Source organism: Brevundimonas pishanensis (assembly GCF_022750635.1).
GTDB lineage: Bacteria > Pseudomonadota > Alphaproteobacteria > Caulobacterales > Caulobacteraceae > Brevundimonas > Brevundimonas pishanensis.
The window spans coordinates 204,075-217,826 of the sequence record NZ_JAJKBG010000003.1 but is presented as its reverse complement, the minus strand read 5'-3'; the positions used below and the strand labels follow the sequence as shown (position 1 = coordinate 217,826).

Sequence of the window (13,752 nt, the reverse complement as noted above, 5' to 3'; positions counted from 1 at the left end):
GAATTAACGCAGTTTGAGGGTGGACAGACCGATGAGCGCCAGCATGGCCGCGACGATCCAGAAACGGATAACGACGGTCGATTCCGGCCAGCCCATCTTTTCAAAGTGGTGGTGGATCGGGGCCATCAGGAAGATGCGCTTGCCCGTCAGCTTGTAATAGCCAACCTGAATCATGACCGATGCGGCTTCGACAACGAACAGGCCGCCGACGATGCCCAGCACCAGTTCATGCTTGGTCGCCACAGCCATAGAACCCAGAGCGCCGCCCAGAGCCAGCGAACCGGTGTCGCCCATGAAGATCTTAGCAGGGGGTGCGTTGTACCAGAGGAAGCCCATGCCGCCGCCGATGATGGCCGCACAGAAGATGGCCAGCTCGCCCGAACCCGGTACGTGGTGCACCTGAAGGTATTCCGCGAACAGGAAGTTACCCGTCAGATAGGCGATGATGCCGAAAGCACCCGCCGCCATCATGACCGGTACAATCGCCAGACCATCAAGGCCATCGGTCAGGTTCACCGCATTCGAGAAGCCCACGATGGTGAAGGCGGCAAAGGCCACATAGAACCAGCCTATGTTCAGCAGAACCGCCTTAAGGAACGGGAAGGCAATCGAGGTTTCCAGACCCGGCGAAGTCGGCGACTGGGTCATCCACAGCACCGTCAGAACACCAGCGATCACAGCCACAATCGTTTGGGCCAGAAGCTTTTGCTTGGAGGTCAGACCGGCCGACGACTGCTTGGTGACCTTGGCGTAGTCATCGACGAAACCGAGGACGCCGAAGGCGGCCGTCACGCCCGACACGATCCAGATATAGGGATTGGTCAAATCGCCCCACAGCAGTACCGCCACAGCGATACCGGCAAGGATCATCAGACCCCCCATGGTCGGGGTGCCGACCTTGGACAGGTGCGTCACCGGACCGTCGTCACGGATCGGCTGGCCCTTGCCCTGACGGGCGCGCATCCAGTTGATGAAGCGGCTGCCCATGGCCACGGCCACGATCATCGCCGTCGCCATCGCAAGACCCACGCGCACGGTCTGATACTGGATCAGGTGCAGCAGCGGATAGTTCTGGGCGACGTCTGCGTAATACAGATACAGGAGGTAAAACATCGGGCGGTGTTCCTGTTACTCGGCCGTGCTGTTCAGCGCTGCGAGGGCTTTGGCGACCAGAGCGGCCTTCGAGCCGTTCGATCCCTTGACCATGACAATATCATCGGGCGCTACCAGTTCACCGGCAATAGCGGCAAGCTCGGCAGCAGTTTCGCGCCATTCGCCACGCAGTGACGGCGGCAGGACGTCGTAAAGCAGGCGCATCTGCGGCCCGGCGAGGTGGACGACATCAATCTTGTTGAGAACCAGTGGCTCGGCCAGACCTTCGTGCAGGGCGCGGCTGTGCTCACCCAGTTCAAGCATGTCGGACAGGACCACCACACGGCGTCCCTTCCCGTCCACCGGATGCTGGCCAAGACTGGTGAAGCCTGCCTTCATCGACAGCGGATTGGCGTTGTAGCTCTCGTCGATCAGGGTGAAGTGACCACCCTTGTGCGCCACGACCGTCTGCTCGCCACGACCGGCCAACGGAGCAAAGTTCGCCAGCGCCTCAAAGGCGATATCCAGCGAAACGTCCAGCGCCCGCAGCATCAGGATAACGCACAGGCTGTTCAGGCCCCAATGCACACCCGACTGAGCCAGACGGAAGGCATGACGTTCGCCCTCGATCTCAGCGACGACGGTCGCGCCTTCGGGATCGGCATCGAACGACAGCAGACGCGCGTCGGCATCTTCGCCCGTACCGAAGACTTTCAGCGTAGCGCCAGCATCACGAGCAGCCTGTTTGACGATCTCGGCATAGGCGTTGTCGCCGTTGATGACAGCCACGCCGCCTTCAACCAAACCTTCAAAGATCGCGCCCTTTTCGCGAGCCACGCCCGCTTCGCCGTCGGCAAAGGCTTCGATGTGGACCGGACCGACCGTGGTCACGCACGCCGCATGCGGGCGGACCTGTTGCGAGAGCGGGCCGATCTCGCCCGGATGGTTCATGCCGATCTCGAACACGGCACGCTCCGTATCGGCGGGCATACGCGACAGGGTCAGCGGCACGCCGATGTGATTGTTATAGCTCTTTATCGAGGCGTGGGATTTGCCCGCCAGATCAAGGCCCGCCTTGATCGCTTGGGTCACGCTGGTCTTGCCCACGCTGCCCGTCACCGCACCGCGCTTGGCGTTGGAGCGATCACGCGAGGCCGCGCCAAGGGCTTCAAGGCCTTTGAGCGTATCGGGCACGACAACATAGGCCCCGCCTTCTACCGGACGCTCGACCAGCGCCACGGCGGCACCTGCCGCAAAGGCGTTGGACGCAAACTCGTGCCCGTCGCGCTCGCCCTTCAGGGCAAGGAACAAGTCACCGGCTTGGATTTCGCGGCTGTTATAGGTCAGGCCCCCGACGTCAGCGTCGGCACCTTCAAGCTTGCCGCCAACAGCCGAAGCAATGGCTTCGGCAGTCCAGAGCGGCGTTTTCAAATCAGGCATTTTCGGTCAGGGCCAAGGTCGCTTCAGTGGCGTCGTCGAAGGGATGTACGACTCCACCGACGATCTGCCCCTGTTCATGCCCTTTTCCGGCGATGACCACCACATCTCCTTCACGCATCATACCAATTGCGTAACGGATAGCTTCACGGCGGTCGCCGATTTCCTTGGCGTCGGGGCAGCCCTCTTTCACCTGCGAACGGATGAAGGCCGGATCTTCCGAGCGCGGGTTGTCGTCGGTGACGATGGCCACATCGGCCAGACGGCCGGCAATGGCACCCATCAGCGGACGCTTGGTGCGGTCGCGGTCCCCACCTGCGCCGAACACCACGATCAGTCGGCCCGTCGCGTGTGGACGCAGTGCGTTCAGGACAGTTTCCAGACCATCGGGCGTATGGGCGTAGTCCACATAGACCTCGCCGCCTTTCATTGATGGAGCCTGAATACGTTGCAGGCGGCCTTGGGCACCCTCGATCATTTCCAGAGCCGGAATGACCTTGTCCGGATCTTCACCCGCAGCGATGCACAGCCCGGCAGCGACCAGAGCGTTCGACGCCTGGAAGGCACCGGCCAGCGGCAGGAGGATGTCGTGGACACGGCCCTGAACGTCGAGGACCAGACGCTGGCCCTCCGGCGTCGGGCGGCGCTGGATCAGGCTAATATCGCGACCACGCTCGCCTACGCCCATCACGCCCAGACCCGCCATGATCGAAGCCGAGGCAAAGGCCGAATAGGCGTCGCTATCGGCGTTCAGAACTGCGGTGCGGCCACGCGGCAACAGGGTCTCGAACAGGCGCAGTTTGGCGGCGCGGTATTCGTCCATCGAGTGGTGATAGTCGAGGTGGTCCTGCGTCAGATTGGTAAAGCCAGCCGCCTTGATAGCCACGCCATCGATCCGGCGCTGATCAAGACCGTGCGATGAGGCTTCGAGCGCGAGGTGGGTCACCTCTTTGCGGGCCAGTTCGGCCAGAAGGCGTGCGGCCTCGGCGGCATCGGGGCTGGTCAGGCCGGGACCGGTCAAGGCGTAGGTCTTGTCACCCTTTTGGCCGACGACGCCCAGCGTACCCATGCTGGCCGACTTATAGCCCATGGCCGCCCACATCTGGCGGCAGAAGTTGGCGACCGAAGTCTTGCCATTGGTACCGGTGATGGCGACGCAGTTTTTGGGCTGGGCACCGTAGAAGGCACGCGCAGCGATGGCATAGGCGCGATGGACATCGCCCGAGCCGATCAGCAGCGGTGCAGCATCCGAAGGCGTGTCGTTAGGGGCCAGCACGGCGGCGGCACCCTGCGACAAGGCTTGGTGAATGTACGAGCGGCCATCCGTCTGCGTACCCGGCAAGGCGACGAACAACGAACCCGGCTTCACCTTGCGGCTGTCGGACGTGACAGAGGTGATTTCGGGGTCAGAACTGAGATCACGATTCAGCAGTTCTGACAGGCGTTGGGCGCTCATCGGCCGTCACCTTCTACGTCTTGGAATTCAGGGATGCGTTCGCCGGTCGCGGTGAACCAGCGGTCGGCCTTGCGCTCGACACCGAGGAACTCGGCGATACGGTCGGCAATGCGACCTACGGCCGGAGCGGCGACGAAGCCGCCGGTGCGCGGGTACTGGCCCGGCTCGTCGATCAGGACGAAGACGCTGTAACGCTTGGCAGTCACCGGACCATCGGTCGGGAACACAGCGGCGAACGAGCCGACAGCGACAGTCGGGTCATAGCGACCGTTGACCAGCTTGTTGGCCGAGCCGGTCTTGCCGCCGACGCGCAGGCCCGGTGCGTTGGCGCGACCACCCGAGCCACGGCTGACGTTGCGGCGCATCAGTTCCAGCATGGTGGCCGAGGTTTCCGGCGACACCACCCGGTGGGTCTTGGCATTGGGGTTACCGCCACGACGCAGGGTCAGCGGAACATACGTGCCGCCGTTGCTCAGGGCGTTGTAGGCGGCGACTGCCTGAAGCGGGGTCGCCATGATGCCATAACCGAACGACAGCGAAGCCAGCGTAGAGTCGTCCCACTTGCGCGGCACGGTCGGGCGGTTGGACTCGCGCAGTTCGATCGGCGCGGCATCCAGCAGGCCGAGGCGCTTGAAATAGTCGCGCATCACGTCCGGACCCATTTCAACAGCCAGACGCGACGTGCCGATGTTGGACGAGTTCAGGAAGACTTCTTCCAGCGTCATCACCTTGTTCTTCGCGTGGAAGTCGGTGATGCGACGCTTGCCGATCTGGAAGGCCTGCGAGGCGTCGAACAGGGTGTTCATGTCGGCGCGGCCCGTATCCAGACCCGCAGCGACGGTGAAGCTCTTGAAGATAGAGCCCATTTCATAGTGGGCCGAGGTCACGCGGTTAAGCGTGGCGTTGTCGCCCTGAGCCACCGGACGGTTCGGGTCATAGGTTGGCCACGACGCCATGGCGAGGATCTCGCCCGTCTGGACGTCGGCGACCACAGCGATACCGCCCTTGGCCTTGTGTTCGATAGCGGCAGCGGCAAGTTCGTTCTCGACCACGCCTTGGATACGCATGTCGATGGAGATGGCGTAGTTTTCGCCCACTGCGCCAGCGGCCTTGATCTGGTCGTTAAAGGCCAGCTCTGCACCCGAGACGCCCTGCCCGCCCGTGTCGGCACGGCCCAGCAGGTGCGAGGCCGATGCGCCCAGCGGATAGACGCGGCGGTCTTCGGGTTCAAAGGTCACACCACCCAGAGCCAGACGGTGAACCGCCATACGCTCGTGCGGGGTCAGGCCCGAGGCAACAATCAGGCGACGCTCGCCGTCCAGAACACGATCCAGCTTCCTGGCAGGAATACGCGGCAGGGCTTCCAGCAGTTGCGCGCGGGCGAGATCACGATCCCAGACTTCACGCGGATCGATGTACAGGCCGTAGTGGGTGATGTTGGTGGCCATCAGCATGCCGTTGCGATCCACCAGATCGCCACGCGTCAGCATCGGTCGCGAAGAGCCAGCGCCGACGCGGCCCTTGTCGGCCAGCAATGCTGCGTGACCTGCACCCAGCGTCAGTACCAGGAAGACGAGGCTGAAGACGGCCATCACCAAGAAAATGCGGAAGCGCGGATCATCCTGAGCGCGGTCATGGCTGCGTGCGCGGCCATAGGCGTTCTCGACGTCCCAAACCATGGCGGCAACACGGTTGCCGATGGCCGCGAGCACACCCTCGAACGACGGAACCTTGACGTTACCGGGGGCAGGACGGGTCCAGCCCATATCGCGATGATCGTGAACGCTCATAGGCCATTCTCTTGGCTAGAGGTCTGGGGAGCAGTGACTTGCGGAGCAGCTTCGGCAGGCGCGGCAGCCGGTGCGGCAGCAGGCGCAGCAGCGGCGACAATAGGTTGGTGCGCAGCGGCCAGTTCAGAAAGGCCGTCGGCGTTGGCGCGGCGGGTGACCTCGACCGGCTCAAGGCCCAGTTGGCGCGAAAGAGCTTCTAGGCGGGCCGGCTGTTCCAGACGGGTAGCCTCGGCGCGGAGCAGACGAACACGCTGTTGGTCCTGACGGATTTCCGCTTCGATCTGGCTAATCTCGGAGCTTTCGCGGGCAGCCGCGGTCTTGACGATATAGACCGACACCATCACCGCCGCGAGGCAGACGACGCCGATCAGCTCCACGCAGCGAACGCCGCGAACGCGCCAGTCGAACACGCGCTTTACGCCCATCATGAAGCGGCTCATTTCAAAGCCCCCCATGCCGGCGCGTCGGTGCGGATCGCGGCACGCAGCTTGGCCGAACGGGCGCGCGGGTTCACCGCGCTCTCCTCTTCGGTCGCAGCCTGTGCGCCCTTGAACTTGAGGGTGAAGGTCGGCTTACGCGGATCAACCGCAACCGGAGCGTGACGCGAACCCGCAGGCGTATTGCCCGTGCGCTCGGTCAGGAAGTTCTTCACTATGCGGTCTTCCAGCGAGTGGAAGGTCACAACCACGAGGCGACCACCCGGTGCCAGCTTTTGCTCGGCAGCCACAAGGCCGCGCTCCAGCTCGCCCAGTTCATCGTTCACGGCGATACGCAGGGCTTGGAAGGTGCGGGTTGCCGGATGGATCGCTGCACCGCGACGACCGCCCAGAGCCTTCTCGATGACTTCGGCCAGATCGAGCGTGCGGGTGAACGGCTTTTCCGTGCGGCGACGCAGGATGGCAGTCGCCACGCGACCGGCCTGACGCTCTTCGCCATACAGTTTGATGATGTGCGCGAGCGGACCGTGATCCCAGTTGTTCACGAGGTCCGCTACGGTCTCGCCCGTGTCGGCCATGCGCATGTCCAGCGGACCGTCACGCATGAAGGAGAAGCCGCGGTCGGCTTGGTCCAACTGCATCGACGAGACGCCGATGTCGAACACTGCGCCGTCCAGCTTGGCCTTGCCGCTTTCCTCGAACGCACTGTCCAGATCGCCAAACGGGGTCTGGATCAGTTGGAAACGGTCGCCGAACTCGGCCTTAACGGCGTCGGCGTGCACCTGAACGGTCGGGTCGCGGTCGAGGCCAATGACCTCTGCGCCAGTCGCGAGAATGGCGCGGGTGTATCCACCAGCGCCAAAGGTCGCATCAATGATGACGTCACCGGGCTTTGCGTCCAGCGCTGCCAGTACTTCCGGCAGCATGACTGAAAGGTGAGGCTTCTCGGTCATTCGCCGCCTCCCAGCTTCATCTGGGCTTGCAGCTTCAGCTTGCCGATCTGGCTCAGGCTGGCCTTGGCGACCGCGCGTTGTTCGGCGCGGCGTGCCATCCACTTGGCCTTGGACCAGATTTGGAAGCGATCATTCAGACCCACGATCACGACGCTGTCCGACAGTTCCGCCTCGGCGCACAGATAGTCTGGCAGGGTGATGCGGCCGCCGCTGTCGTAGGACAGACGAACCTGCTCGCCCATAACCTGCCACTCCAGCGCCGAACGCTCTTCGGAGCCGAACGGCAGCGATTGGATCATCTCGTTATAGACGGCAAACAGGTGGTCGCCACCCGCTTCAAGGCAGTCTGCTTCGATGGAGGGGAACAGGAAGATGCCGTGTTCGGCACCGTTTTCAGCCGTGCGGAAATCACCCGGAACGAGCAGGCGGCGCTTAGCGTCCAATTGTTTCTCGTAGGTCGAGAGAAACACGCCCAATCCCATCGAGCCAGATGGCCCGTCCCTGATGCTTCCGGCAGGCGCGCAAAAGGCACGCCCTACAGCCGATTAAGTCAGCTTGTGGGATACCATGGGATCAAATGGGCCTCAATGGGATGAAGCGGGATGTTTAACTATGTTTTCACTATCGCGGTGGACAAGAACGTCCGCAAATCAAGAACATACACAGAACAATCCACAGGGCCTAACGTGCCCTCACGTTCAATAAGCGACATAAGCTCAAACACTTACCAAAGCGTATGGACATGAAACGGCCACGATTGGCGGCGCAGGGGCAGCCCATCCCATCACGGTAAATAAAATTTCGAGTTTTGTGGGGACCTATCCCATTTGCGACCGGCTACGCTTTCGCCCACCCATTTCGTCCATCGGGTAGAGCACGCACATGATTTCGACCCGTTGATGATATCGAGCACGGTCGGTATTCAAAACCGATGGGCAGCTTTGCGGACATAGATAGCGTAATCGCCAATGGGTCAGGGCGACCAACTCCAGACCCATTAAAAGCCTCAGGCCTCACCCTAGGTGTGGTGAGTTTGCCCCTTTCGAAAGGGTATAAATGCCAGACGGTCTATAAGCCGGGTTTTGTACCACCGAGGTGGTGACGATCATTCCTCTGGACCAACCATTGCTGGATGGTTCTCGCGACCTACCCGGACGTCCGGGGCGGTGAACCCTGCGGGCGAACCCGCGCGACGTCCCTATTTGGTCTTGCTCCAGGCGAGGTTTACCTTGCCATCTTCGTTACCGAAGACGCGGTGGGCTCTTACCCCACCCTTTCACCCTTACCCCGATAAATCGTGGCGGTTTGCTTTCTGTGGCACTGTCTCTCGGGTCACCCCGGGCGGGCGTTACCCGCCGCCTTTTCACCGTGGAGCCCGGACTTTCCTCGACAGGGTCAAGCCCTGCCGCGACCGTCCGACCGTCTGGCGCGGCCTAAGTGAGCGTTTCGGGTGCCGCCGTCAATGGAAACAGTTGAGTTAACTGTCGAGAACGCCCGTCGGGCTTTCGACGCTGGCCAGTTGCAACAGTCCAACCAGACGCGCGCGGGTCTCGCCATCGGCGATGCCGTCCACGCGGTGCTGACGCCAATGGCGTTGGAAAGCTTTGACAGTCTGGACGGTTTCCTCGTCGTATTCGCCGCCCGGTTGGATGCCATAGCCGAGGCGATGCAGACCGGCGCGCAGCACGATCACGCCCAGCCCTTCGTCACCCGGTTGCAGCGGAACACCCAGCGCCTGAATACGCTCGGCAGCAGGCTCGAACCATAAGCCATGCCCCTCGCCTGCCAGACGTTTCCACGGGAACAGCTCGCCCGGATCGTCCTTGCGAGATGGTGCCATGTCAGAGTGGGCGATGATGCGGTTATCGGGGATGGTCCAGCGGCTGCGGATATCGGCGACCAATTTGATCACCGCATCAATCTGGACTTCGGGGAACGGGCGATAGCCGAACTCGTGCCCCGGATTGACGATCTCGATGCCGATGGAGGCACCGTTCACATCGTCTGTGCCCTGCCACACGCCACGTCCGGCGTGCCACGCGCGGCGCTCTTCGGCGACCAGACGGAAGATGCGACCGTCCTCTTCAACCATATAGTGCGACGACACCTTGGCCTCGGGATCGCAAAGGCGAGCCAGCGCCTCCTCCCCCGTCTGCATGCCGGTGTAGTGCAGGACCAAAATGTCCGGCAGTCCGGCACGCTGATCGAAATTAGAAGACGGGGCTTCGATAAAATCCATAGGCAGAGGAAAGGGCGTTAACGCCCCTCACGCTCCCATCCATAGGCGACCCAGGTATCACCGACCTTGTGAGCATCGATGATGCCTTCGTCGGCAGCCTTGGCGGCCTGACGCATCTGACGCGTGCGGCGTGCGCGCAGGGCAAAGCCCGCAAAGAACAACACGACACCGCCAACCACAGCCAGAACGGCAACTGCCGCCGCCGTCAGAACAGCCAGCACAGCACCGATGGCCACAGCCACAGCCGTGGCGATCAAACCGCCTAGCCAAACGAGGGACGACCACAGACCACCGCCAGCACGACGACGTGCGGCAAACCCGATTTGGGGCATGGGATCTGACTGGATCATATTCTCTATACCTTTCGGCGCGGGGAGAGCGCGACAGGACCTAATGTCGGATCATCAAGCTGAACGGTCAATGACCTGCGACATCACGGACGCGTCACGTCTCCCTACCAACGCCTTAGAACGAAGGTTGTTCAGCCAGCACCGAGGCACCGCGCGAACGCAGTTGCTCGGTATGGACGCGCTGCATGACAGCCTCGGCTGCCGGATCGCCCATAAGCTGGCCGATACGGATCATGGTCGTCGCGGCTTCGCCCGACGCGCCAAAGGCCATAGCCAGCGCTTCCCACGGGGTTTGCGGGGTTGGATAGTGTTTGAAGCGGACGCCCTCGGCCGACGGAATATTGGCCAGTTGGCGCGCCTTAAGGATGGCTTCGTTCATGCCGCCGAGCTGATCAACCAGCCCCAGCTCCTTGGCTTGGGCACCGGTCCAGACGCGGCCCTTGGCGATTTCGCGAACCCGTTCGACCGGCAGCTTGCGACCACGTGCCACACGCTCGACGAACTGCTCGTAGATCAGGTCCATCGAGGCGGCGAAGGCTGCGCGCTGACCTTGGTCAAAGCCTTCGGTCGGGCTGAAGGCATCGGCAAAGTCGCCACCGACGGACAGGCCGCGCATATCGACACCAAAACGCGCCAAAGCATCGGCAAAGACAATCTTGCCGCCGAATACACCGATCGAGCCGGTCAGGGTCGTCGGCTGGGCCACGATCCAGTCCGCTTCCGAACTGACCCAGTAGCCGCCCGAGGCCGCATAGGCCCCCATAGATACGACGACCGGCTTGCCTGCTTTCTTGGCGGCGCGCAGGGCATCGAGGATCTGTTCGGACGCGTCGGGCGAGCCGCCCGGTGACGACACGCGGAAGACGATGGCTTTCACGTCCTTATCGTCGATAGCTTGGTAGATCGCGCGGGCTAGATCGTCCGAATAGATGTCGCTGCTGGTCGAGAAGGGCGATCCCGCGCCACCTCGGCCCGTCATAATGGCACCTTCACCACCGATGATAGCGATGGCCGACTTGGCCCCCGTTCCCATCGACGTGCGGAAACCCTTGCCCGAGGAATAGTCACCGAACGGGACGATCTTGGCGTCCTTGCCGGCCTTGTCCTTGATGTATTTCTCGGCTTCCTCGACTTGACCGATACGGTCGATCAGCTTGAGGTCGAGTGCCTGTTGGGCGTTATAGGGGCCCGCTTCGATAATCTGTTTGGCGACCTCGGGGGCCAGCTTGCGGTCAGCGGCAATCGCCGACAGGGCCGCCGAATGGATCGAGTTCATCCATGCCAGCATCGCCTCGCGGTGCGGGGCGGTGAAGTCCGACTGGGTGTATTCGTTGACGGCGTTTTTATACTCGTAGCGCTGCTCGAAATCGGCTTTGACACCGTACTTCTGGCCCGCACGACCCAGGAACAATGCGTCCGAAGCCAGACCCGTTGCCTGGAACGACGAGGTGTTCTGCATCCACAGCTCGTCCGCCGCCGAAGCCAGCATATAGGTGGACACCACCGCGCCAGACGGGGCGAAACCCTGCGCGTGGGCTATTACCGGCTTGCCCGACTTCTTGAAGCGCAAAATGGCCTGACGCAATTCGTCGGCGTGTGCGGGGGTCATGCCGCCCTGAGGTGCGCGGATCAGCAGAGCTTTGACGCTGCTGTCGTTCTCCGCCTGAGCCAGCACATCGACCACCTTGGTGACCGAGTAGCCGCCGCCCAGCATGGCGAAGGGATTGGTCGAGGTCTGGTCCGACAGACCTTGGCGCAGGTCCAGTTCAAGCACGCTGTGGGATGGCGTCGTCGGCTTGGACGATCCTGCCGCAATGGCTGCGAAGAAGATCAACGCCAACACGGGAAGAACTACGAAGAAGGCCACAAGCCCGGCAAACACGCCAAGCATGGTCAGGAAAAATTGCTTCATAAGGTCGTCAGTCCGTGTTCAGCCACAAGCGCCCAAAGGCAAAGGGAGGATAGCCCGATCAGGCTATCCTCCCCTAACACATAAGCCCTCGCCTCGGCCCCGCAAAAGGCACCGACGTTACTTATTCTTAATACTGGCCTAGCGGGACAGGCTGTAGACGCCGGTGATGTCGATCTTGACCGACAGTTCGCCGCCTTCGATGGGCGTCGAGCCGCCCATATCCGCCGACGCCGCGCGTGCGTACATCACCGGACGGGGTTGCGGCACATAGCCGCCGCTTTCGGTCAGGCTACGGATCTCGCCCAGGGGCTTGCCGAGGGCCTGAGCATACAGCGCCGCCTTCGCCTGCAGCGCACGCACAGCCAGTTGGCGGGCCTGATCCTCGGCTGCGCTCGGATCGCGCAGTCCGAACTCGACGCCGTCGATCTGGTTCACGCCGGCAGCGACTACCGCATCGACCGTATTGCCGACCTTGGTCAGATCAGACACCCGTACCGTCACGCGGTTCGATGCCTGATAGCCGCGCAGGCGTGGCGGCTGGTTTTCCTGATAGTCGTACTGTGCAGAGAGGTTCAGACCCGAGGTCTGGACGTCGCGTTGCTCGAGGCCTGCGCGGCGCAAGGCCGTGATGACCTGATTCATCTTCGTAGCGTTGGCGGACATGGCTTCTTGCGCGGTTGCCGCCTCGGTCATGACACCGAACGAGACCGTCGCCATGTCCGGCGCGATCTTGACCTCACCGGTGGCCGACAGATTGAGTGAAGGCAGGTCGGACACGGAAGGCGCTCCTGTAACAGATTGAGCTTGGGCGGCGACAGGCAGGGCTGCAATGGGCGCAGCCATGACCATCATGGCCGAACCGAACATCAGGGCACGCGAAAGGCGGGTCATCCGAGGGTATCTCCACTGGATATGAAGGCTTGATGCCAGTGCAGTCCTTATGGACAGCACATCATGAACACATATGAACGCGGGATTGTCAGCCTTCGTTCACTGACAGACCTCCTTTACGCCTCGATCCCTCTTCTCAGGTGCCGCGACTACTGCTAGGCACACCATCCCTGCGAAAGCACGTTTCGGGGGCGTGTAGCTCAATGGTTAGAGCCGACCGCTCATAACGGTCTGGTTGGGGGTTCGAGTCCCTCCACGCCTACCATCCCTCCTCTTTATCGAACTTGCCGCGCGCGCTTTAGCGCCCACGAGGCTTGGCCCATAAGTGAAAACCCCGCCGGTGAGGGCGGGGCTTCCATTCAGTCCGGATTTCCGACGGGAGGCACACCGGGAGCTCCCGGTTTGAAGTTCTCGCGTTGATCGGGGTTTTCATCCGGTTGAGGCGTATCCCCCCTTACCCCGGCTTTCGAGGTCTCCTCGCGCGCCTGCTCTTGCAAGCTGTGGAGGTTTTGCGGGTCTTCAGATTGGCCAGCGTTCGGGTTGTTGACTGCGTCAGTCATGATGTCTCCCTTTCGATTGCTACCCAAGGATAAGGCCTCGCGCTGGCGAAGGTTCGAAAGCGCGCCCGAGTGACCAAAAGCGTGCACCGCCTTATTTTTCGAAAGCTATTTTCGCCGACTTTATGCGGGCCAGCAGGGCTTTGCGACGCGCATCGTGCTGGCGCTGGGCCTGCGTCAGCTTGCGCTCGAGCTCGGCCTGTTTGCGTGTGATCTCCGACAATAGTTCGTCGTGGGATTGATCAAGCGCCGTAAGCGCGTCTTGCGCATCGGCGAGCTTCTGCAAAGCCTTTGCCGACGGGACGTTAGGCTTCGGCTTCGGCTTTGGCTTTGGCCTTGGCTCCGGCTCAGGCTCAGGCTCAGGCTCAGGCTCAGGCTCAGGCGATCTTTCAGCCGGCGGATCCTTTAGCCAGACCACCGGATCAGGAACTTCTATTCCCAGTGACCGCTCGACGATCTCGTCCGGCTTGGCCTTCGCGATTTCCGAAACGGGACTATCAGGCACTTCGCGTGCGTGTCCGCTGGCGAACAAATCTTGCCGCGTTCCCCACGCTTTGAGAGCCTTCGGTCGCGAAGTGGTCGCGACGGTGTAAACCTGCAGGCCGTCAGACCATTCGAAAACCTTGAGCCTCGGTGCC

Annotated in this window: 13 protein-coding genes, 1 tRNA gene and 1 other RNA gene; 1 reads left to right on the top strand and 14 read right to left on the bottom strand. The window is 62.1% G+C overall.

Annotated features, from left to right (window positions below; translation table 11 throughout):
* Positions 1–3: 3 nt before the first annotated feature.
* The 12 genes from mraY to LOX95_RS07370 all read right to left on the bottom strand — a co-directional run bounded on the left by mraY (position 4) and on the right by LOX95_RS07370 (position 12,557).
* Positions 4–1,113, bottom strand: coding sequence for a phospho-N-acetylmuramoyl-pentapeptide-transferase (mraY, locus tag LOX95_RS07425; RefSeq protein WP_242913838.1), 1,110 nt, complete (start codon positions 1,111–1,113; stop codon positions 4–6).
* Between the two features lie 15 nt (positions 1,114–1,128).
* Positions 1,129–2,532, bottom strand: a complete 1,404-nt coding sequence (locus LOX95_RS07420; RefSeq protein ID WP_242913837.1) for a UDP-N-acetylmuramoyl-tripeptide--D-alanyl-D-alanine ligase — start codon at positions 2,530–2,532, stop codon at positions 1,129–1,131.
* Positions 2,525–3,985, bottom strand: coding sequence for a UDP-N-acetylmuramoyl-L-alanyl-D-glutamate--2,6-diaminopimelate ligase (locus LOX95_RS07415; RefSeq protein WP_242913836.1), 1,461 nt, complete (start codon positions 3,983–3,985; stop codon positions 2,525–2,527). Before LOX95_RS07415 ends, LOX95_RS07420 begins: the two co-directional genes overlap by 8 nt.
* On the bottom strand, positions 3,982–5,751 hold the full coding sequence (locus LOX95_RS07410) for a peptidoglycan D,D-transpeptidase FtsI family protein (RefSeq protein WP_427846576.1): 1,770 nt from the start codon (positions 5,749–5,751) through the stop codon (positions 3,982–3,984). Before LOX95_RS07410 ends, LOX95_RS07415 begins: the two co-directional genes overlap by 4 nt.
* Before the next feature lie 20 nt (positions 5,752–5,771).
* A complete protein-coding gene (gene ftsL / locus LOX95_RS07405; protein ID WP_242913834.1) occupies positions 5,772–6,215 on the bottom strand; it encodes a cell division protein FtsL in 444 nt (147 codons plus the stop codon).
* Positions 6,212–7,165: a 16S rRNA (cytosine(1402)-N(4))-methyltransferase RsmH gene (rsmH, locus tag LOX95_RS07400; RefSeq protein ID WP_242913833.1), complete on the bottom strand. Its 954-nt coding sequence runs from the start codon at positions 7,163–7,165 to the stop codon at positions 6,212–6,214. The genes ftsL and rsmH overlap by 4 nt, the downstream gene beginning before the upstream one ends.
* Positions 7,162–7,635, bottom strand: coding sequence for a division/cell wall cluster transcriptional repressor MraZ (locus LOX95_RS07395; RefSeq protein WP_242913832.1), 474 nt, complete (start codon positions 7,633–7,635; stop codon positions 7,162–7,164). The genes rsmH and LOX95_RS07395 overlap by 4 nt, the downstream gene beginning before the upstream one ends.
* 585 nt (positions 7,636–8,220) lie before the next feature.
* An RNA gene (gene rnpB, locus LOX95_RS07390) (RNase P RNA component class A) lies at positions 8,221–8,592 on the bottom strand.
* A 50-nt stretch (positions 8,593–8,642) separates the two neighbouring features.
* On the bottom strand, positions 8,643–9,404 hold the full coding sequence (locus LOX95_RS07385; protein WP_242913831.1) for a peptidoglycan recognition protein family protein: 762 nt from the start codon (positions 9,402–9,404) through the stop codon (positions 8,643–8,645).
* A gap of 17 nt (positions 9,405–9,421) precedes the next feature.
* Positions 9,422–9,754, bottom strand: coding sequence for a hypothetical protein (locus LOX95_RS07380; RefSeq protein ID WP_242913830.1), 333 nt, complete (start codon positions 9,752–9,754; stop codon positions 9,422–9,424).
* A 115-nt stretch (positions 9,755–9,869) separates the two neighbouring features.
* Positions 9,870–11,666 (bottom strand): signal peptide peptidase SppA, encoded by a 1,797-nt coding sequence (gene sppA / locus LOX95_RS07375; protein ID WP_242913829.1) that lies wholly within the window; start codon positions 11,664–11,666, stop codon positions 9,870–9,872.
* A gap of 138 nt (positions 11,667–11,804) precedes the next feature.
* Complete coding sequence (locus LOX95_RS07370; RefSeq protein ID WP_242913828.1) at positions 11,805–12,557, bottom strand: SIMPL domain-containing protein; 753 nt, start codon at positions 12,555–12,557, stop codon at positions 11,805–11,807.
* A gap of 189 nt (positions 12,558–12,746) precedes the next feature.
* On the opposite strand from LOX95_RS07370, the gene LOX95_RS07365 reads away from it, so the two are divergent.
* A tRNA-Ile gene (locus LOX95_RS07365) sits at positions 12,747–12,822 on the top strand.
* Between the two features lie 94 nt (positions 12,823–12,916).
* On the opposite strand, the gene LOX95_RS07360 is transcribed toward LOX95_RS07365, so the two are convergent.
* On the bottom strand, positions 12,917–13,117 hold the full coding sequence (locus tag LOX95_RS07360; RefSeq protein WP_242913827.1) for a hypothetical protein: 201 nt from the start codon (positions 13,115–13,117) through the stop codon (positions 12,917–12,919).
* 91 nt (positions 13,118–13,208) lie between these two features.
* The gene (locus LOX95_RS07355; RefSeq protein WP_242913826.1) at positions 13,209–13,619 is read right to left on the bottom strand and encodes a hypothetical protein; all 411 of its coding nucleotides are present in this window, start codon (positions 13,617–13,619) and stop codon (positions 13,209–13,211) included.
* Positions 13,620–13,752: the final 133 nt, after the last annotated feature.

Bases quoted from the DNA above. Each gene is read 5' to 3' on its own strand.
- mraY (WP_242913838.1), bottom strand. From the start codon at position 1,113: ATGTTTTACCTCCTGTATCTGTATTACGCAGACGTCGCCCAGAACTAT.
- LOX95_RS07420 (WP_242913837.1), bottom strand. From the start codon at position 2,532: ATGCCTGATTTGAAAACGCCGCTCTGGACTGCCGAAGCCATTGCTTCG.
- LOX95_RS07415 (WP_242913836.1), bottom strand. From the start codon at position 3,985: ATGAGCGCCCAACGCCTGTCAGAACTGCTGAATCGTGATCTCAGTTCT.
- LOX95_RS07410 (WP_427846576.1), bottom strand. From the start codon at position 5,751: ATGGGCTGGACCCGTCCTGCCCCCGGTAACGTCAAGGTTCCGTCGTTC.
- ftsL (WP_242913834.1), bottom strand. From the start codon at position 6,215: ATGAGCCGCTTCATGATGGGCGTAAAGCGCGTGTTCGACTGGCGCGTT.
- rsmH (WP_242913833.1), bottom strand. From the start codon at position 7,165: ATGACCGAGAAGCCTCACCTTTCAGTCATGCTGCCGGAAGTACTGGCA.
- LOX95_RS07385 (WP_242913831.1), bottom strand. From the start codon at position 9,404: ATGGATTTTATCGAAGCCCCGTCTTCTAATTTCGATCAGCGTGCCGGA.
- LOX95_RS07380 (WP_242913830.1), bottom strand. From the start codon at position 9,754: ATGATCCAGTCAGATCCCATGCCCCAAATCGGGTTTGCCGCACGTCGT.
- sppA (WP_242913829.1), bottom strand. From the start codon at position 11,666: ATGAAGCAATTTTTCCTGACCATGCTTGGCGTGTTTGCCGGGCTTGTG.
- LOX95_RS07370 (WP_242913828.1), bottom strand. From the start codon at position 12,557: ATGACCCGCCTTTCGCGTGCCCTGATGTTCGGTTCGGCCATGATGGTC.
- LOX95_RS07360 (WP_242913827.1), bottom strand. From the start codon at position 13,117: ATGACTGACGCAGTCAACAACCCGAACGCTGGCCAATCTGAAGACCCG.